The following is a 14,771-nucleotide window of genomic DNA, read 5'->3' on the forward strand; positions in this document are numbered from 1 at the left end:
CCAAGCCGGCCGGCGGCCCGGCCGCGATCGCGGCCGAGCGGGCCCGGCGCCGGCAGGCGGTCGCCGCCGCCATGGAGCGGGCCTTCGCCGAGATCCGCGATCCGACCCGGGTGCCGGGGCTCCGGGCCGGGCTCGCGGTCCGGCTGCAGGAGCCCGACGTGGTCGAGTGGCTCGACACCGAGACCACCGCCACCACCGCCGACCGCCTCTGCCGCTCCCTCGGCCTCGGCCTCTATGTCGACGACCCGAAGCCCGCACCGGACACCGGATGACGGGACCGGTCGACGGCTCAAACGATATAGCGGTCCCAGCCGCCGTAGTGGTCCGGGCTCAGCTTGCCGCGCGGCAGGCTGAGCAGCGCCAGGCCCAGGCCGGCGACGATGTCGGCGATCATGGCCGCGGTCCCGGCGCCGTCCAGGACGAAGGGCGACAGCGCGACCCAGAGGCCGAGCGCCACGTTCAGGAAGCGCAGCGGCCGTGCCACCTCCGCCATCGCGATCACCGCGACGGTGATGACGAGGCAGCCCGTCACATGGTCGCTGTGGGCCAGCGGCGGCTGGGCGCCGATCAGCGGCCCGGTCGCCATCAGCCAGATGCCGACGACAACGCTCGCGGCCAGGGTCCAGGGATAGGACACCCCACCGCTGAGGAAATTGTGCGCCACCTTGGCGAAGGGCGCGTCGAGATCCGACGATGGGTCGCGTCCCTCCTTCAGCGGCGGGCCGCCCCGGAACAGGGTGCGCCAGAACGGACGGCCGGCGCGGCGGCTCTGCAGCAGGAACTGGGCAGAAGCCCAGACCTCGTCGACCGAATAGGGCATCATCAGCACGGTCAGCACCGTCTGGGCGATACACAGCAGGCACAGCGCGCCGATGATGGTCGGCTGGATCATGATGAAGACGACGCTGACCATCCCCAGCGGCACGATCAGCAGACCGAAGATCAGGACGATCCAGGGCATGGTCCGCCAGCGCCGCCGGTCCCCGATCGCGCCGGTCAGGATGTCGAGCAGATAGGCGAAGGCGCCGAAGCCGGCGTCGGCGATCGGGAACGCCTTCGACACCTCCGAGGTGATCACGGCCGCGGTGCCGTTCTCGGCCCCCGGGGCGCCGCCGCTGAAGACCGGGTCCCAGACCGAATCGATGTGGCCGAGCTGATAGGCGGCCAGGTAGCGCGACACCAGCAGTCCGATCAGCGCCATGCCCAGGATCGGCACGCGCTGGGTGTGGGTCGAGGGCGAGTAGGACCAGCCGAGCGGCAGGTCTGAGGGCGAGGCCAGCGCGGCCCGGCTGATCCCCGGCGGGGCCGGCACCATCACTGCGAAGGCGACGACGAAGGCGCCGATCAGCGTGTCCAGAGCATAGGCGGCGGGGCTGACGGTCCAGAAGACGAGCGGCGCCAAGGCCAGCCAGATTCCAACGGACGCCGTGATCCATTGCACCCAGGACCGCGGCCTGGCCATCGCCAGGATCGACAGCAGGATGATCGCGGCGCCCGAGATCATGTCGCTGGCGGCCAGCCAGGCATCACGGACCTCCGGCGGCGGCAGCGGACGGCCTGCGGCGGGCGGGGTCGGCACCGCCCCCGGCTCGAACACGCCATGGGTGAAGGGGCCGATGAGGAGCCAGACGCCGAGCGCCATGACCACCAGATGTGCCCACAGCGTCCGCAGATGATGCTCGGCCAGATCGGCCTCGACCTCCTCGTGAGTCTGGGTGGCGGGAGCGGTCGCCTCCCGCTCGATCCTCTCGAGCACCGGCTCGGAGGCCGCGACCTTGGCCGCGTTGAGCTTGTTGGCGCGGTACCAGCCGGGCGGATCGGCCTTCAGCGCCTTCAGCATCTCCGGCAGGGTTCCGGACAGCGAATGGCGCGGCTGCCAGCCGAGCAGGGCCCGGGCGCGGGAAACATCGAGCGCGTAGTGATCGCTGGCCTGGTCGATCATCCAGGGCTGGATGAAGGGATCGTGCCCCAGCACATCCTCCTGCAGCCACTGCCCGGTCTTCGCCAGGGATTTGGGGATCTCCCGCGTCTCCCAGGCCTCTCCGTGCAGCTCGACGCCGATGCGGCGCTGCAGCTCGCCATAGCTCAGCGTCTCCTCCTCGCCGAGCAGGAGGGTCGTTTCCGGCGGCAGGTCCCGGCGCCGCTCGACCAGCCGGTCGATCGCGTCGACCAGATCCTCGAGATGCAGATAGGGCTGCCCCTTGTCGGGATCGCCCGGATAAAGGCCGCTGACCGGGTGGCGCTCGAAAATATTGGCGATCTGCTGGGCCAGGAAGGCGGCGTGGCACTGCTCGTCATAGACGCCGGCGAGCCGCAGGATCGCCGCCGGGATGCCGCCGCGCTGCTGCCGGATCAGCGCCTCGGTGTCGATCTTCGACTGCGGATAGGGCGTCTTCGGCCGGATCGGCCAATCCTCGTTGATCCGCTCGCCGACCGCGCAGGGCGCGTGGACCAGCATGGTGCTGGCGAAGACGAACTGCTCCGTCTCGAACTCCCGCAGCCCGCGCAGCAGCCGCTCGGTGCCGCGCACGGTCACTGCCTCGTATTTCGGGCTCGGCTCGCCGGAGAGATCGTAATAGCCGGCGAGATGGATCACCGAGGCGATCCGGTCGCCGTGGCCGGCGCGGACCCGCTGCAGCGCCGCCGCCACGCTGGCATCCGAGGTCAGGTCGACGCGGATCGCCTCGCCGAACGGCGCGGGCGTCGGCGGCAGGGCGAAGTCCAGTCCGACCACGTCGTAGCGCTCCGCCAGCCGGCGGATGATCGCCCGGCCGAGGAAGCCGCTGCTGCCGGTGACGATGATGATGTCCTTCGCGCCGGGACGCGGTTCGGATGGGCGCCCCTGGGGGGCGGATGGCGTCGCCACGATGCCTCCGTCGCTGCTTCACGGATGAGCCGGTGCCCGCTTTGAATCCCAATCGCGCCCGGAGGCGGCGGGTTCCCGGCATGGCCGCCCGGCGCGGAACGGACTCGCCAATCCGGCGCAGGCTGCTAGCCCGCATTTCTCACCCTCCTTGCGCCCTGCGTCGCCTTGCGGCGAGTCGGATGCGGGGGCGGGACGCGAAGAGCGTAGCGGGACTACGGTCGAGCGGCCCGCGCCCGCAGGCGGCCGCCGCAAGGCGACCTCCGGGCCGTCGTCCCATGCCGGCAGGGTGCGTCGAGCGGCTTGCCCGATGTCCCCGCATCGCGCTACGCCGCTCTTCTGCCCTGCCGGCATGGGACGACGGCGCAGGGCACAACGAGGGTGAGAAATACGGGCTATGGTCCGCACCGCCATGACCGAGACCATTGCCATCATCGGCGGCGGCCCCGCCGGGCTGATCGCCGCGCAGCGCCTGGCCGAGGCCGGACGGCAGGTGACCGTCTACGACCGCATGCCGACGGTCGGGCGGAAGTTCCTGATGGCCGGGCGCGGCGGGCTGAACCTGACCCACTCCGAGCCGCTGGACCGCTTCGTCACCCGCTACGGCGCGGCGCAGGGCTGGATGGGGCCGCTGGTGCGCGCCTTCACCCCGGACGACCTGCGGGCGTGGTGCGCGGATCTGGGCGTCCCGACCTTCGTCGGCTCCAGCGGCCGGGTGTTCCCGGAGAGCCTGAAGGCTTCTCCCCTGCTCCGCGCCTGGCTCGCCCGGCTGGGGCAGCTCGGCGTCGTCATCCACAACCGGCACGACTGGATTGGGCTGACCGGCGACAACCGGCCGGTGCTGCGCGGGCCGAAGGGCGAGTTCACCGCCGAAGCCGACGCCGTGATCCTGGCGCTGGGCGGCGCCAGCTGGCCGCGGCTGGGCAGCGACGGCGGCTGGGTTCCGATCCTCGCCGAGCGCGGCGTCGCCATCGCGCCGCTGCAGCCGGCCAATGCCGGAATCGACATCGCCTGGTCGCCGACTCTGCGCGACCGTTTCGCCGGAACTCCGCTGAAGCGCATCGCCCTCACCTTCGCCGGCCGCACCATGCGCGGCGAGGCGGTGATCACCGCCGCCGGCCTCGAAGGCGGCGCCGTCTACGCGCTAGGGGCGGAGCTACGCGAGGCGGTCGTGCGGGAGGGCGGCGCAGTGCTGACGCTCGACCTGCGGCCGGACATGACGGCGACGGAAATAGCCGACCGGCTGGCTCGGACCGGCAGCAGCGACAGCGCTCCGAACCGGCTGCGCCGGGCGCTGTCGCTGACCGGCCCGGCCTATTCCCTGCTGCGTGAGGGCTTCGCGGCCGAGGCGCTGGCGACGCCGGACTCGCTGGCCGCCGCGATCAAGACGATCCCGCTGCGGGTGGCTGGCCTCCGGCCGCTCGACCGCGCCATCTCGACGGCGGGCGGCATCTGTCTCGACGCCCTCACCCCGGCGCTGGAGCTGAAGGCCCTGCCCGGCGTCTTCGCCTGCGGCGAGATGCTGGACTGGGAGGCGCCGACCGGCGGCTACCTGCTGCAGGGCTGTTTCGCCACCGGCGTCGCCGCCGCCCGCGGGGTGCTCAGCCGGCCCTGATCCTCGACAAGGCTGCAGCTCTCTTCCTACCGTGGCGCTCCGAAGAGCGAGGGAGACAGCGCCATGACCGATCCCGTCCTGACCGAAACCGAGGGGCCGGTCCTGACCATCCGGCTGAACCGGCCGGAGAAGAAGAACGCCATCAGCCTCGCGATGTACGAGGCGATGACCGCCGCGTTGAACCTTGCCTCTGAGGATCCGGCGGTGCGTGTGGCGGTCATCCGGGGCGGCGAGGACTTCTCGGCCGGCAACGACATCGCCGATTTCCTGGCGGCTGGCGGCGAGTCCGGGCTGGCGCCGATCCTCGGCTTCCTCGACGCCCTGTCCGCCTTTCCGAAGCCGGTGGTGGCCGGGGTGCGCGGCGCCGCCATCGGCATCGGCACCACCCTGCTGCTGCATTGCGACGTGGTGCTGGCCGCGGCGTCGACCCGATTCCAGCTGCCCTTCGTCCAGCTCGGCCTGGTGCCGGAGGCCGCGTCCTCCCTGCTCCTGCCCGCCGCGGCCGGACGGCTGCGCGCCTCCTGGTGGCTGCTGACCGGCGAAGGCTTCGACGCCGAGGCCGCGCTTGGGGCCGGACTGATCACCAAGCTCCTGCCCGACGAGGCGCTGGACGCCGAGATCGACGGCGCGGCAGCACGCCTCGCCGCCCTGCCCCCGGCCGCGATCCGCCACACCAAGGCGCTGCTGCGCGCACCGCAGCAGGCGGCGGTGCGCGAGGCCATGACCCGCGAGGTCGAGGCCTTCGGCGCCCAGCTGAAATCGGCTGAAGCCCGGGAAGCCTTCACCGCCTTCCTGGAGAAGCGGAAGCCGGACTTCAGCCGGTTCGGCTGAGTTGACTCGCTACAGCCAGTTTTCGAGCCTCAACCCAGGGACCCGGGAGAATTCGCGCTCGTTGTCCGTCACCAGCGTGGCATCGATCGCAAGCGCCTGTGCGGCGATCCAAGTGTCGTTCGCACCGATCGGCGTGCCCTGCCGCTCCAGCAGTGCCCGAACCTGGGCGTAGCGACGTGTGGTGTCGCGGTCGATGCCGACCAGCGGCAACTGTCGGGCCAAGGCTTCGAGACGCGCGCGATTCCGCTCTCCGTGCGCGCTTTTCTCAGCACCGAACTCCAGTTCTCCCAACACGATGGCCGACAGGCGCAAGGCGTCCAGCGGCATGTCTTCCAGCCGCTGCCGCACCGTCGGACGTCCGTTCAACGCGGCGATTAGGATATTCGTGTCCAGGATGTAGAGCCCAGCCACGGCCTAGTCGTCCAACAAAGCCACATCCTCGGCCGGTCTATCCTCCGGTGCCTGCAGGTCGATATCGCTCTCAGACCAGAAGTCGCGGAAGGCGTCGGCCGCGACCCGCCGACGTTCCGGTACCAGCCTGGCCACCACCTTCCCATGCCGCGTGACGGCGACCTCCTCACCGGCTTCCACCTCGGCCAGCAAGGCGGAGAAGCGGGATTTCGCTTCGACTACGGAGACACTCTTCACGGCGCCATCCCCGAAAATGACCACATGGCCATAATATGGGATGGGCTATAGCCCCATCAAAGGGCTATAGCCCAGGGCTACATCACAACAGTCCGCGCTTCGCCAGGCTGGCCATCAGCGCCCGGGCGCCGAAGGTCCAGGGCGCGATCTTGTCGCTGTGGTTCACCCGGTTGACCAGCGTCCCCAGGCTCGGGGTCGAGATGGTGACGATGTCGCCGATCTTGTGGGTGAAGCCCATGCCTGGCGCGTCGCGGTCGTCGGTCGGCGCGAACATGGTGCCGAGGAACAGCACCGCCCCATCCGGATACTGGTGGTTCGGGCCCAGCATCTGGCCGGCGAGGTCGAGCGGGTCGCGGCTGATCTTGGAGATCGAGCTGTGGCCCTGCAGCGTGTAGCCCTCCGGCCCGTGCACCGCCATCGACAGGTCGGCCTTGCGGATGTCATCGATGCCGAAGCCACCATCGAACAGACGGATGAAGGGGCCGACGGCGCAGGAGGCGTTGTTGTCCTTGGCCTTGCCGAGCAAGAGGGCGCTGCGGCCCTCGAGGTCGCGCAAATTGACATCGTTGCCGAGGGTCGCGCCCACGACCTTGCCGGTCGGTGCCACCACCAGCACCACCTCGGGCTCCGGGTTGTTCCAGGTCGAGATCGGATGGATGCCGATCTCGGCGCCGAGGCCGACCGAGGACATCGGCTGGCTCTTGGTGAAGATCTCCGCGTCGGGGCCGATGCCGACCTCGAGATACTGCGACCAGGCGCCCTGGGCCAGCAGCACCTCCTTGATCCGCTGCGCCTCGGCCGAGCCGGGGCGGACCGCCGCCAGGTCGTCACCGATGATCGAGACAATGCGCTGGCGGATGGCGTCGGCCTTGGTGGCGTCGCCGCGCGCCTGCTCCTCGATCACCCGCTCCAGCATCGAGGCGACGAAGGTGACGCCCGCCGCCTTCACCGCCTGCAGGTCGATCGGCGCCAGCGGCCACGGCTTGGATGGGTCGCGCGCGGACTCGTCGGCATTGGCCAGCAGGTCGGCGGCGCTGCCGATCACCGGACCGTCCGCCTTGGCGATTGCGGCCGGATCGGCGGCCGAGATCAGGTCGGCGACGGTCGGCGCGGCCCGGGTGATGTCGATCACCTGGCCGCCGCGCAGCGCCACCACCGCCGGCCCCTCGACCTGCGGCAGCCAGACCCGGCCGACCAGGGTGGCGCGATCGGCATCCGCCGGCAGGCAGGCCGCGACCGAGATGTAGTCCTTCATGGATGTCCCTTCCCGCTTCTCTTCTCGTCCGGCGTTCCCGCCGTCACATCACGGCGCCGATCTGCCAGGGCACGAACTCGTTGTCGCCGAAGCCCTGGGCCTCGCTCTTGGTCTGCTCGCCCGAGGCGACGGCCAGGAATTTCTCGAAGATCCGGCGGCCGGCCTGCTCGATGGTCTCGTCGCCATCGATGATGGTGCCGCAGTTGATGTCCATGTCCTCCTCCATGTGCCGGTACATGGAGGAGTTGGTGGCGACCTTGATGCAGGGCGCCGGCTTGAAGCCCGAGACCGAGCCGCGGCCGGTGGTGAAGCAGACGAGCTGCGCCCCGCCCGCCACCTGGCCGGTGGCGGAGGCCGGGTCGTAGCCGGGCGTGTCCATGAAGACGAAGCCCTTGGCCGTCATCTGCTCGGCGTATTTGTAGACCTCGACCAGGTTGGTGGTGCCGCCCTTGGCGGCGGCGCCCAGCGACTTCTCCAGGATCGTGGTCAGGCCGCCGCGCTTGTTGCCCGGCGACGGGTTGTTGTTCATCTCGCCGCCGTTGCGGGCGGTGTAGCCCTCCCACCACTTGATCCGGGCGATCAGCTTTTCGCCGACCTCGCGGGTGACCGCGCGCCGGGTCAGCAGGTGCTCGGCGCCGTAGATCTCCGGCGTCTCCGACAGCACGGCGCTGCCGCCGTGGCGGACCAGCAGGTCGACCGCGGCGCCCAGCGCCGGGTTGGCCGAGATGCCGGAATAGCCATCCGAGCCGCCGCATTGCAGCGCCACCATCAGCTCGCTGGCCGGCACGGTCTCGCGCCGCGCCTTGTCGGCCTCGGGCAGCATCTCCATCACCTTGGCGATGCAGTGGTCGACCGTCTTCCGGGTGCCGCCCAGATTCTGGATGTTCATGGTCTGGAACAGCGGCCCGCGCTGGATCTGATAGGCCTCCAGCAGGAAGTCGATCTGGTTGACCTCGCAGCCCAGGCCGATCATCAGCACCCCGGCGAAGTTCGGGTTGCGGGCATAGCCCCAAAGCGTGCGCTGCAGGTTGTCGTAGCCCTCGCCGGAATCCGCCATGCCGCAGCCGGTCGAATGGGTGATCGCCACGACGCCGTCGACATGCGGAAAGGCGTCGAGCGTGCCGGAGCGCTCGAAATGCGCGGCGATCATCCGGCTGACCGTGGCCGAGCAGTTCACCGACGACAGGATGCCGATGTAGTTGCGGGTGCCGACCCGGCCGTTGGGACGGCGATAGCCCTGGAAGGTCGCCCGCTCCGCTTCCGGCACGGTGTCGGTCGGCTTGGCGTCGGCGCAGAAGGCGTAGTCGCGCTCGAAATCGCCCATGGCGCAGTTCTGGACATGGACGTGCTCGCCCGGCGCGATCGCCTCGGTGGCGAAGCCGATGATCTGGTTGTAGCGCCGGATCGGCTCGCCCTGCGCGATCGGCCGGGTCGCCATCTTGTGGCCGGCCGGGATGTGACCGGATGTCGTCACCCCCTCCTCCGGGATCGGCGTGCCCGCCGTGATGTCGGCGCGGGCGAGGACGACGTTGTCGTCGCGGTTCAGGCGGATGAAGAGGCTGGGGCTGGGCATCGGTTTCGCACGTGTTCTTGGGCTTGCCTGGCAATCTCGGGCGTTCGCCACTTTACGTCGGACGTTTGGGCGGCGCCATCCTCCTGAAGAGATGGGAACGAGGCCGGCGCAGCGTACAGTCTGATGAATTGACGGCCGACGGCGATGGGCACAACATTCCCATCGTCAAATATGCCGGACGAGTTCGAATCGTTCGCGGGCGATAGCCCCGGCACAGGGAGGACCCGAATGCTGCTCCACCGTTTCGCCACGGTCGCCGCGGCCGCATCTCTCTCCATCGCCGCGCTCACCGCTTCCGCCTTCGCCGCGCCGAAGACGGTGGATGGGCCAGGCTACTTGCCCGAATGCTTCGCGCCCTGGAGCAAGGATACGAAGTACTTCAAATGGGACGCCCGCCCCGGGCCGTACCGCATCGCCCTGGTCAACGGTTTCGTCGGCAACATCTGGCGCATCCAGATGATCCAGACGGCCAAGGCCTATGCCGCGCTGCCGGATGTCGCCAAGGACATCAAGGAGTTCAAGGTCGTCTCCACCGGCACCGACGCGGCAGCGCAGCTGGGCACGATCGAGGACTTCATCAACCAGGGCTTCGACGCCATCGTCACCATCGCGGTCAGCCCGACCGGCTTCGACAGGGTGATCCGGCTGGCCAACCGCAAGAACGTCGTGCTGGTGCCGTTCGACAACATCCTCGACACCACCGAGGTGATGCAGGTCAACGAGGACCAGACCGAGATGGGCGTGATGTCGGCCAAGTTCCTGATCGAGAACGTGCCGAATGGCGGCAAGATCCTCGAGGTGCGCGGCCTGCCCGGCAACTCGGTCGACCGCGACCGGCACGAGGGCTTCCAGAAGACGATGAAGGAGGCCGGTAAGCCCTATGACATCGTCGAGGTCGTCGGCAACTGGGCGCCGGGCGATTCGCAGAAGGCCACGGCCGACGCGCTCGCGGTGCACGGGCATTTCGACGGCATCTTCACCCAGGGCGGGTCGAACGGCACGGTGCAGGCGCTGATCGACGCCAAGCACCCCTTCGTGCCGATGGCGGGCGAAGGCGAGAACCTGTTCCGCCAGCAGATCGCGCAATACAAGGACCAGGGGCTGAAGGGCCTGTCCTACGGCCAGTCCCCGGCCCTCGTCGCCATCGCGATGAAGGCGGCCATCGCCGCGCTGAAGGGCGAGACCATGCCGCAGATGGTGTCGATCCCGATCCCGGTCGCGGACTACAAGACGCTGAAGGACGGCGAGAACTACTGGTCGAACCTGACGGTCGATTTCTTCGCGCCAAACTCGTTCGAACCCTGCGGCATCACCTTCACGGCGCCGCAGATCATGGCCCAGTCCCCCGAGAACAAGTAGGCCGTGGCGTCGGGGATGGCCGCTGCCGACACGCCGCCGCTGGTGCAGCTGACGGGAGTCAGCAAGAGCTACGGCGGCGTGCACGCGCTGCGCGAGGTGGAGTTCTCGGCCCGCGCCGGCTCGATCCACGGTGTCCTGGGCGAGAACGGGGCCGGCAAGAGCACGCTGATCAAGATCATCGCCGGGGTGGTGCAGCCCAGCGCCGGCGAGCTGCTGATCGACGGGCGGCCGGCCAGCTTCGCCTCGCCGCAGGCGGCGAATGCGGCCGGCGTCGTCTGCGTGTTCCAGGAGCTGTCGCTGATGCCGGATCTGTCGGTCGCCGACAACATCTGCATCACCCGTCCGCCGCGCCGCTTCGGCTTGATCGACCACAGGGCGCAGCGGCGGCGGGCGGAGGAACTGCTGGCCCGGATCGGCTGCGCCGACATCGACCCGCGGCTGCCGGTCAAGGCCCTGCCCCTGTCGCGCCGGCAGATGGTCGAGATCGCCAAGGCGCTCGGGCGCAACCCGCGCCTCCTGATCCTCGACGAGGCGACCTCGGCCCTGACCGCGGCGGATGTGGAGAAGGTCTACGCCCTGCTGCACCAGCTGCGCCGGGAGGGCCTCGGCATCCTCTACATCTCCCACCGAATGCCGGAGATCAAGGCGCTGTGCGACACCTGTTCGGTGTTCCGCAATGGCAGGCACATCGACACCTTCCCGGCCGACGCGCGCAGCGACGACGAGGTGGTGCGGATGCTGATCGGCCGTGAGATCCACGGCGCCTATCCGCCGAAGCCGGTGCGGGCGGAGCCGCCGCCTGCGGTGCTGGAGACCCGCGGCTTGCGCTGGGGCCAGCGCTTGTCCGACATCTCCCTGACCGTCGGCCGCGGCGAGATCGTCGGCCTCGGCGGGCTGGACGGCCAGGGGCAGCGCGAGCTGCTGCTGGCCCTGTTCGGCGTGCTGCGCGGGGTCGAGGGCAGCGTGCTGGTCGACGGCCGGCCGGCCAGGATCGGCAGCCCGGCGCAGGCCAAGCGCGCCGGCATCCGCATGGCGCTGATCCCGGAGGACCGCAAGACCGAAGGGCTGCTGCTGCCGATGTCGGTCGGGGAGAACATCACCCTGGCGGCTCTGGGCGGCATGGCCCGCGGCGGCGTCATCGACCGCCGGCGCGAGAGCGACGGCATCTCCCGCATGGTCGAGGCGCTGCGAATCAAGGTCGGGTCAGTCGACGCCCCGGTCGGCACCCTGTCCGGCGGCAACCAGCAGAAGGTGGCGATCGCGAAATGGCTGCTGACCGACGCCCGCATCATCCTGCTGAACGACCCGACCCGCGGCATCGATGTCGGCACCAAGCAGGAGATCTACCAGCTGCTGCACGACCTGGCCGCCGCCGGCACCTCGATCCTGTTCTACTCCACCGACTATGACGAGCTGATCGGCTGCTGCGACCGGGTGCTGATCCTCTATGGCGGGCGGGTGATCCGGACGCTGGAGGGTGAAGCGATCACCGAGACCAACATCGTGGCCAGCGCCCTGAACCTCGAGACCAACGGCCAGGCGGCGGAGGCGGTGCCGGCATGACCCTGCTCCACCGCCTCTCGCGCCACAGCGGCATCCTCCTCGCCCTCGGCCTGTTCGTCCTGTTCTACGGTCTTTATACGGCCCAGCACCCGCGCGGCGGCAGCGCCGACCTGATCGTCCAGAACGCCAACGAGACCTTCACCCTGGCGCTGGTGGCGATGGCCCAGACCGTCCCTGTGCTGCTGGGCGGGCTCGACCTCTCCGTCGGCCCGCTGATGACGATGGTGAACTGCCTCGCCTCGCATCTCCTGACCGGCAGCGGCTGGGAGCTCGCGTTCGGCATCCTGCTCTGCCTCGCCGCCGGTCTCCTGGCCGGCTTCGTCAACGGCGCGCTGGTCGTCTATGGCCGGATCCAGCCGATCATCGCGACGCTGGCGACCGGGGCCGTCTTCATCGGCATCGCCCTGTTCCTGCGCCCCACCCCGGGCGGCGCGGTCGACGGCGACCTGTCCTGGGCCGCCACCAACACGCTGTTCGACGTGGCCGACACCTATGGCTGGTGGGGCGGCGACCTTCCGGGCTGGTTCCAGGCGATCCAGGGCATCCCGGTGCCGGTGATCCTGGTCGTGCTGGTGGTGCTGCTGGTCTGGTTGCCGTTCCGGAATTCGGTGACCGGGCGCGGCTGCTACGCCATCGGCTCGTCGGAGCAGGCGGCCTTCATGTCCGGCGTCGCCATCGACCGGTCGAAGCTCGCGGCCTTCACCCTGGCCGGCTTCTTCGCCGCGGTCGCCGGCGTCTACCTGGCGCTGCAGACCGGCAGCGGCAACGCCGACACGCCGATGGCCGGCGCCTACACGCTCAACTCGATCGCGGCGGTGGTGATCGGCGGCACCTCGCTCTTCGGCGGCTCGGGCGGGGCCGTCGCCTCGATCGTCGGCGTCATGGTGCTGCGCGCCATCTCCTTCTGCTTCCGCGTGGTGCCGGAGGACAGCGTCGTCGGCGTCCTGGCCAACCCGCTGCTGCAGCCGCTGTTCGAAGGCCTGATCCTGCTGGCCGCGGTCTCGCTGGGCGCCGCCCGCGTGTTCACGGTCAGAAACCGCCTGCAGCTGTTCGGGTAGCGGAGGATCGATGCAGACGTTTCTCCGCTCCATCGACCGCCCGATCCTGGTGGCCTGCGGCTTCGTGGTGCTGATCCTGGCGGCGGGCACGGTCTACACCGCGGTCACCCAGGGCACGGCGACCTTCCTGTCCCCGGTCTACCTGCTGCAGCAGCTCAAGGTCGCCTCCTTCCTCGGCATCGTCGCCGCCGGGATGATGCTGGTGATCCTGATGGGCCATATCGACCTGTCGGTGCCCTGGACCATCGCCGCCTCGGCCATGCTGGCGACCGCGGTCGGCGGGCCCGAGGCGATCCCGGTCGGCCTCGCCGTCGGCGCGCTGGTCGGGCTGTTCAACGGGCTCGGCATCGCCTTCCTGCGCGTGCCGTCGATGATCTTCACGCTCGGGGTCAACACCGTGCTGCGCGGGCTGATGGTTATGCTGACCGGCGGCTTCTCCCCGACCACCATGGCGACACCGCCGATGCAGTTCCTGGCCAAGGCCGAGCTGCTGGGGATCCCGATGGCGGTGTTCGTCTGGGCCCTGCTGTCGCTCGGCATCGTCTTCCTGCTGACCCGCACGCCGATGGGCCGCTACATCTACGCCATCGGCAACCGCGAGGCCGCAGCCTATCTGTCCGGCGTCAGCACCCGGCTCGTCATCCTCGGCGCCTTCACCCTGTGCGGGCTGTGCTCGGCCCTCGCCGGCCTGCTGCTCGCCGGCTATTCCAGCAAGGCCTATCAGGCGATGGGCGACGCCTATCTCCTGCCCGCTATCGCCGCGGTGGTGATCGGCGGCACCAACATCCTGGGCGGCCAGGGCCGCTATGCCGGGACCGTGGTCGGCACCATCCTGATCGTGCTGCTGCAGAGCGTGCTGTCGGTGATGCAGATGCCGGAGGCCGGGCGGCAGATCATCTACGGACTGGTCATCATCCTGATGCTGGTGCTGTACGGGCGCGGCGGCCGGCCGGCGACCTGACCGGCCTTCTCAGCCGCCGAATCGTTGACGGCCGATGGGCGGGGCGCAACACTCCGGCCGGTTATGTCCGATCAATGGGACCGCCCGGGCCGAGCCCGGGCCAAGGGAGGAATCCGGGAATGCTCGATCCCTGTTTCGAGGTGCTGGACAAGCGCTTCGCGGCCTATGTCATGGGCAATGTCCATATCGACGTGCTGGCCAGCGACATCGGGCTGCGCTGGTCGGAGGGGCCGGTCTGGTTCGGCGACGGCCGCTACCTGCTGTGGAGCGACATCCCGAACAACCGGATCATGCGGTGGGACGAGACCGACGGCAGCGTCAGCGTCTTCCGCAACCCGTCGAACTACACCAACGGCCACACCCGCGACCGCCAGGGCCGCCTGGTGTCCTGCGAGCATGGCGGCCGCCGGGTCAGCCGCACCGAATATGACGGCCGCGTCACCGTCCTGGCCGACAGCCACAACGGCAAGCGCCTGAACTCGCCGAACGACGTGGTGGTGAAGTCGGACGACACGGTGTGGTTCACCGATCCGCCCTACGGCATCCTCTCCGAATACGAAGGCCACCAGTCGGAGATCGAGCAGGACGGCTGCCACGTCTACCGCTTCGACCCGAAGTCCGGGACGCTGAAGACGGTCGCGACCGATTTCGACAAGCCCAACGGCATCGCCTTCTCACCCGACGAGACGCTGCTCTACGTCGCCGACACCGGCGCCAGCCACGACCCGGACGGGCCGAAGCATATCCGCCGCTTCCAGGTGCGCGACGACGGCACGCTGGCCGGCGGCGAGGTCTTCGCCGAATGCACCTTCGGCCTGTTCGACGGCTTCCGCATCGACCATCACGGCAACATCTGGACCAGCGCCGGCGACGGCGTGCATTGCTACAGCCCAGACGGCACGCTGATCGGCAAGATCAAGGTGCCGGAGGTGGTGGCCAATGTCTGCTTCGGCGGCCTGAAGAAGAACCGCCTGTTCATCTGCTCCACCACCTCGCTGCGGGCGGTCTATCTGAACACGCGGGGCGTGCTGACGCCCTGACGGTT

General features: G+C 69.5%; 13 protein-coding genes. 8 read left to right on the forward strand and 5 right to left on the reverse strand.

Annotated features, from left to right (window positions below):
* The coding region (locus KXR53_RS24500; RefSeq protein ID WP_437377914.1) for a hypothetical protein at positions 1-272 on the forward strand (272 nt) is incomplete at its 5' end.
* Positions 273-289: 17 nt separating this feature from the next.
* Here the strand turns inward: KXR53_RS24500 and KXR53_RS24505 are convergent.
* Positions 290-2,866: an NAD-dependent epimerase/dehydratase family protein gene (locus tag KXR53_RS24505; protein WP_437377915.1), complete on the reverse strand. Its 2,577-nt coding sequence runs from the start codon at positions 2,864-2,866 to the stop codon at positions 290-292.
* A gap of 394 nt (positions 2,867-3,260) precedes the next feature.
* Between KXR53_RS24505 and KXR53_RS24510 the strand changes: the two genes are divergently transcribed.
* Positions 3,261-4,478 (forward strand): TIGR03862 family flavoprotein, encoded by a 1,218-nt coding sequence (locus tag KXR53_RS24510; protein WP_437377916.1) that lies wholly within the window; start codon positions 3,261-3,263, stop codon positions 4,476-4,478.
* Between the two features lie 63 nt (positions 4,479-4,541).
* The gene (locus tag KXR53_RS24515; RefSeq protein ID WP_437377917.1) at positions 4,542-5,309 is read left to right on the forward strand and encodes an enoyl-CoA hydratase; all 768 of its coding nucleotides are present in this window, start codon (positions 4,542-4,544) and stop codon (positions 5,307-5,309) included.
* Between the two features lie 9 nt (positions 5,310-5,318).
* Here the strand turns inward: KXR53_RS24515 and KXR53_RS24520 are convergent, their stop codons facing one another.
* The 4 genes from KXR53_RS24520 to KXR53_RS24535 form a co-directional block, all read right to left on the reverse strand.
* Positions 5,319-5,720: a PIN domain-containing protein gene (locus tag KXR53_RS24520; protein WP_437377918.1), complete on the reverse strand. Its 402-nt coding sequence runs from the start codon at positions 5,718-5,720 to the stop codon at positions 5,319-5,321.
* Positions 5,721-5,723: 3 nt separating this feature from the next.
* On the reverse strand, positions 5,724-5,957 hold the full coding sequence (locus tag KXR53_RS24525; RefSeq protein WP_437377920.1) for a type II toxin-antitoxin system Phd/YefM family antitoxin: 234 nt from the start codon (positions 5,955-5,957) through the stop codon (positions 5,724-5,726).
* Between the two features lie 82 nt (positions 5,958-6,039).
* Positions 6,040-7,212 (reverse strand): fumarylacetoacetate hydrolase family protein, encoded by a 1,173-nt coding sequence (locus KXR53_RS24530; RefSeq protein WP_437377921.1) that lies wholly within the window; start codon positions 7,210-7,212, stop codon positions 6,040-6,042.
* A 43-nt stretch (positions 7,213-7,255) separates the two neighbouring features.
* Positions 7,256-8,785 (reverse strand): UxaA family hydrolase, encoded by a 1,530-nt coding sequence (locus KXR53_RS24535; protein WP_437377923.1) that lies wholly within the window; start codon positions 8,783-8,785, stop codon positions 7,256-7,258.
* A gap of 228 nt (positions 8,786-9,013) precedes the next feature.
* On the opposite strand from KXR53_RS24535, the gene KXR53_RS24540 reads away from it, so the two are divergent.
* The 5 genes from KXR53_RS24540 to KXR53_RS24560 all read left to right on the forward strand — a co-directional run bounded on the left by KXR53_RS24540 (position 9,014) and on the right by KXR53_RS24560 (position 14,766).
* Entirely contained in the window at positions 9,014-10,144 is a 1,131-nt protein-coding gene (locus KXR53_RS24540; RefSeq protein WP_437377925.1) for a sugar ABC transporter substrate-binding protein, read from the forward strand.
* Between the two features lie 15 nt (positions 10,145-10,159).
* Complete coding sequence (locus KXR53_RS24545; RefSeq protein WP_437377926.1) at positions 10,160-11,707, forward strand: sugar ABC transporter ATP-binding protein; 1,548 nt, start codon at positions 10,160-10,162, stop codon at positions 11,705-11,707.
* The gene (locus tag KXR53_RS24550) at positions 11,704-12,765 is read left to right on the forward strand and encodes an ABC transporter permease (RefSeq protein WP_437377927.1); all 1,062 of its coding nucleotides are present in this window, start codon (positions 11,704-11,706) and stop codon (positions 12,763-12,765) included. The genes KXR53_RS24545 and KXR53_RS24550 overlap by 4 nt, the downstream gene beginning before the upstream one ends.
* 10 nt (positions 12,766-12,775) lie before the next feature.
* Positions 12,776-13,726 (forward strand): ABC transporter permease, encoded by a 951-nt coding sequence (locus KXR53_RS24555; RefSeq protein WP_437377928.1) that lies wholly within the window; start codon positions 12,776-12,778, stop codon positions 13,724-13,726.
* A 119-nt stretch (positions 13,727-13,845) separates the two neighbouring features.
* Entirely contained in the window at positions 13,846-14,766 is a 921-nt protein-coding gene (locus KXR53_RS24560; RefSeq protein WP_437377929.1) for an SMP-30/gluconolactonase/LRE family protein, read from the forward strand.
* The last annotated feature ends 5 nt before the right edge of the window (positions 14,767-14,771 follow it).

The organism is Inquilinus limosus (genome assembly GCF_051487185.1).
Taxonomy (GTDB): domain Bacteria; phylum Pseudomonadota; class Alphaproteobacteria; order DSM-16000; family Inquilinaceae; genus Inquilinus; species Inquilinus limosus_F.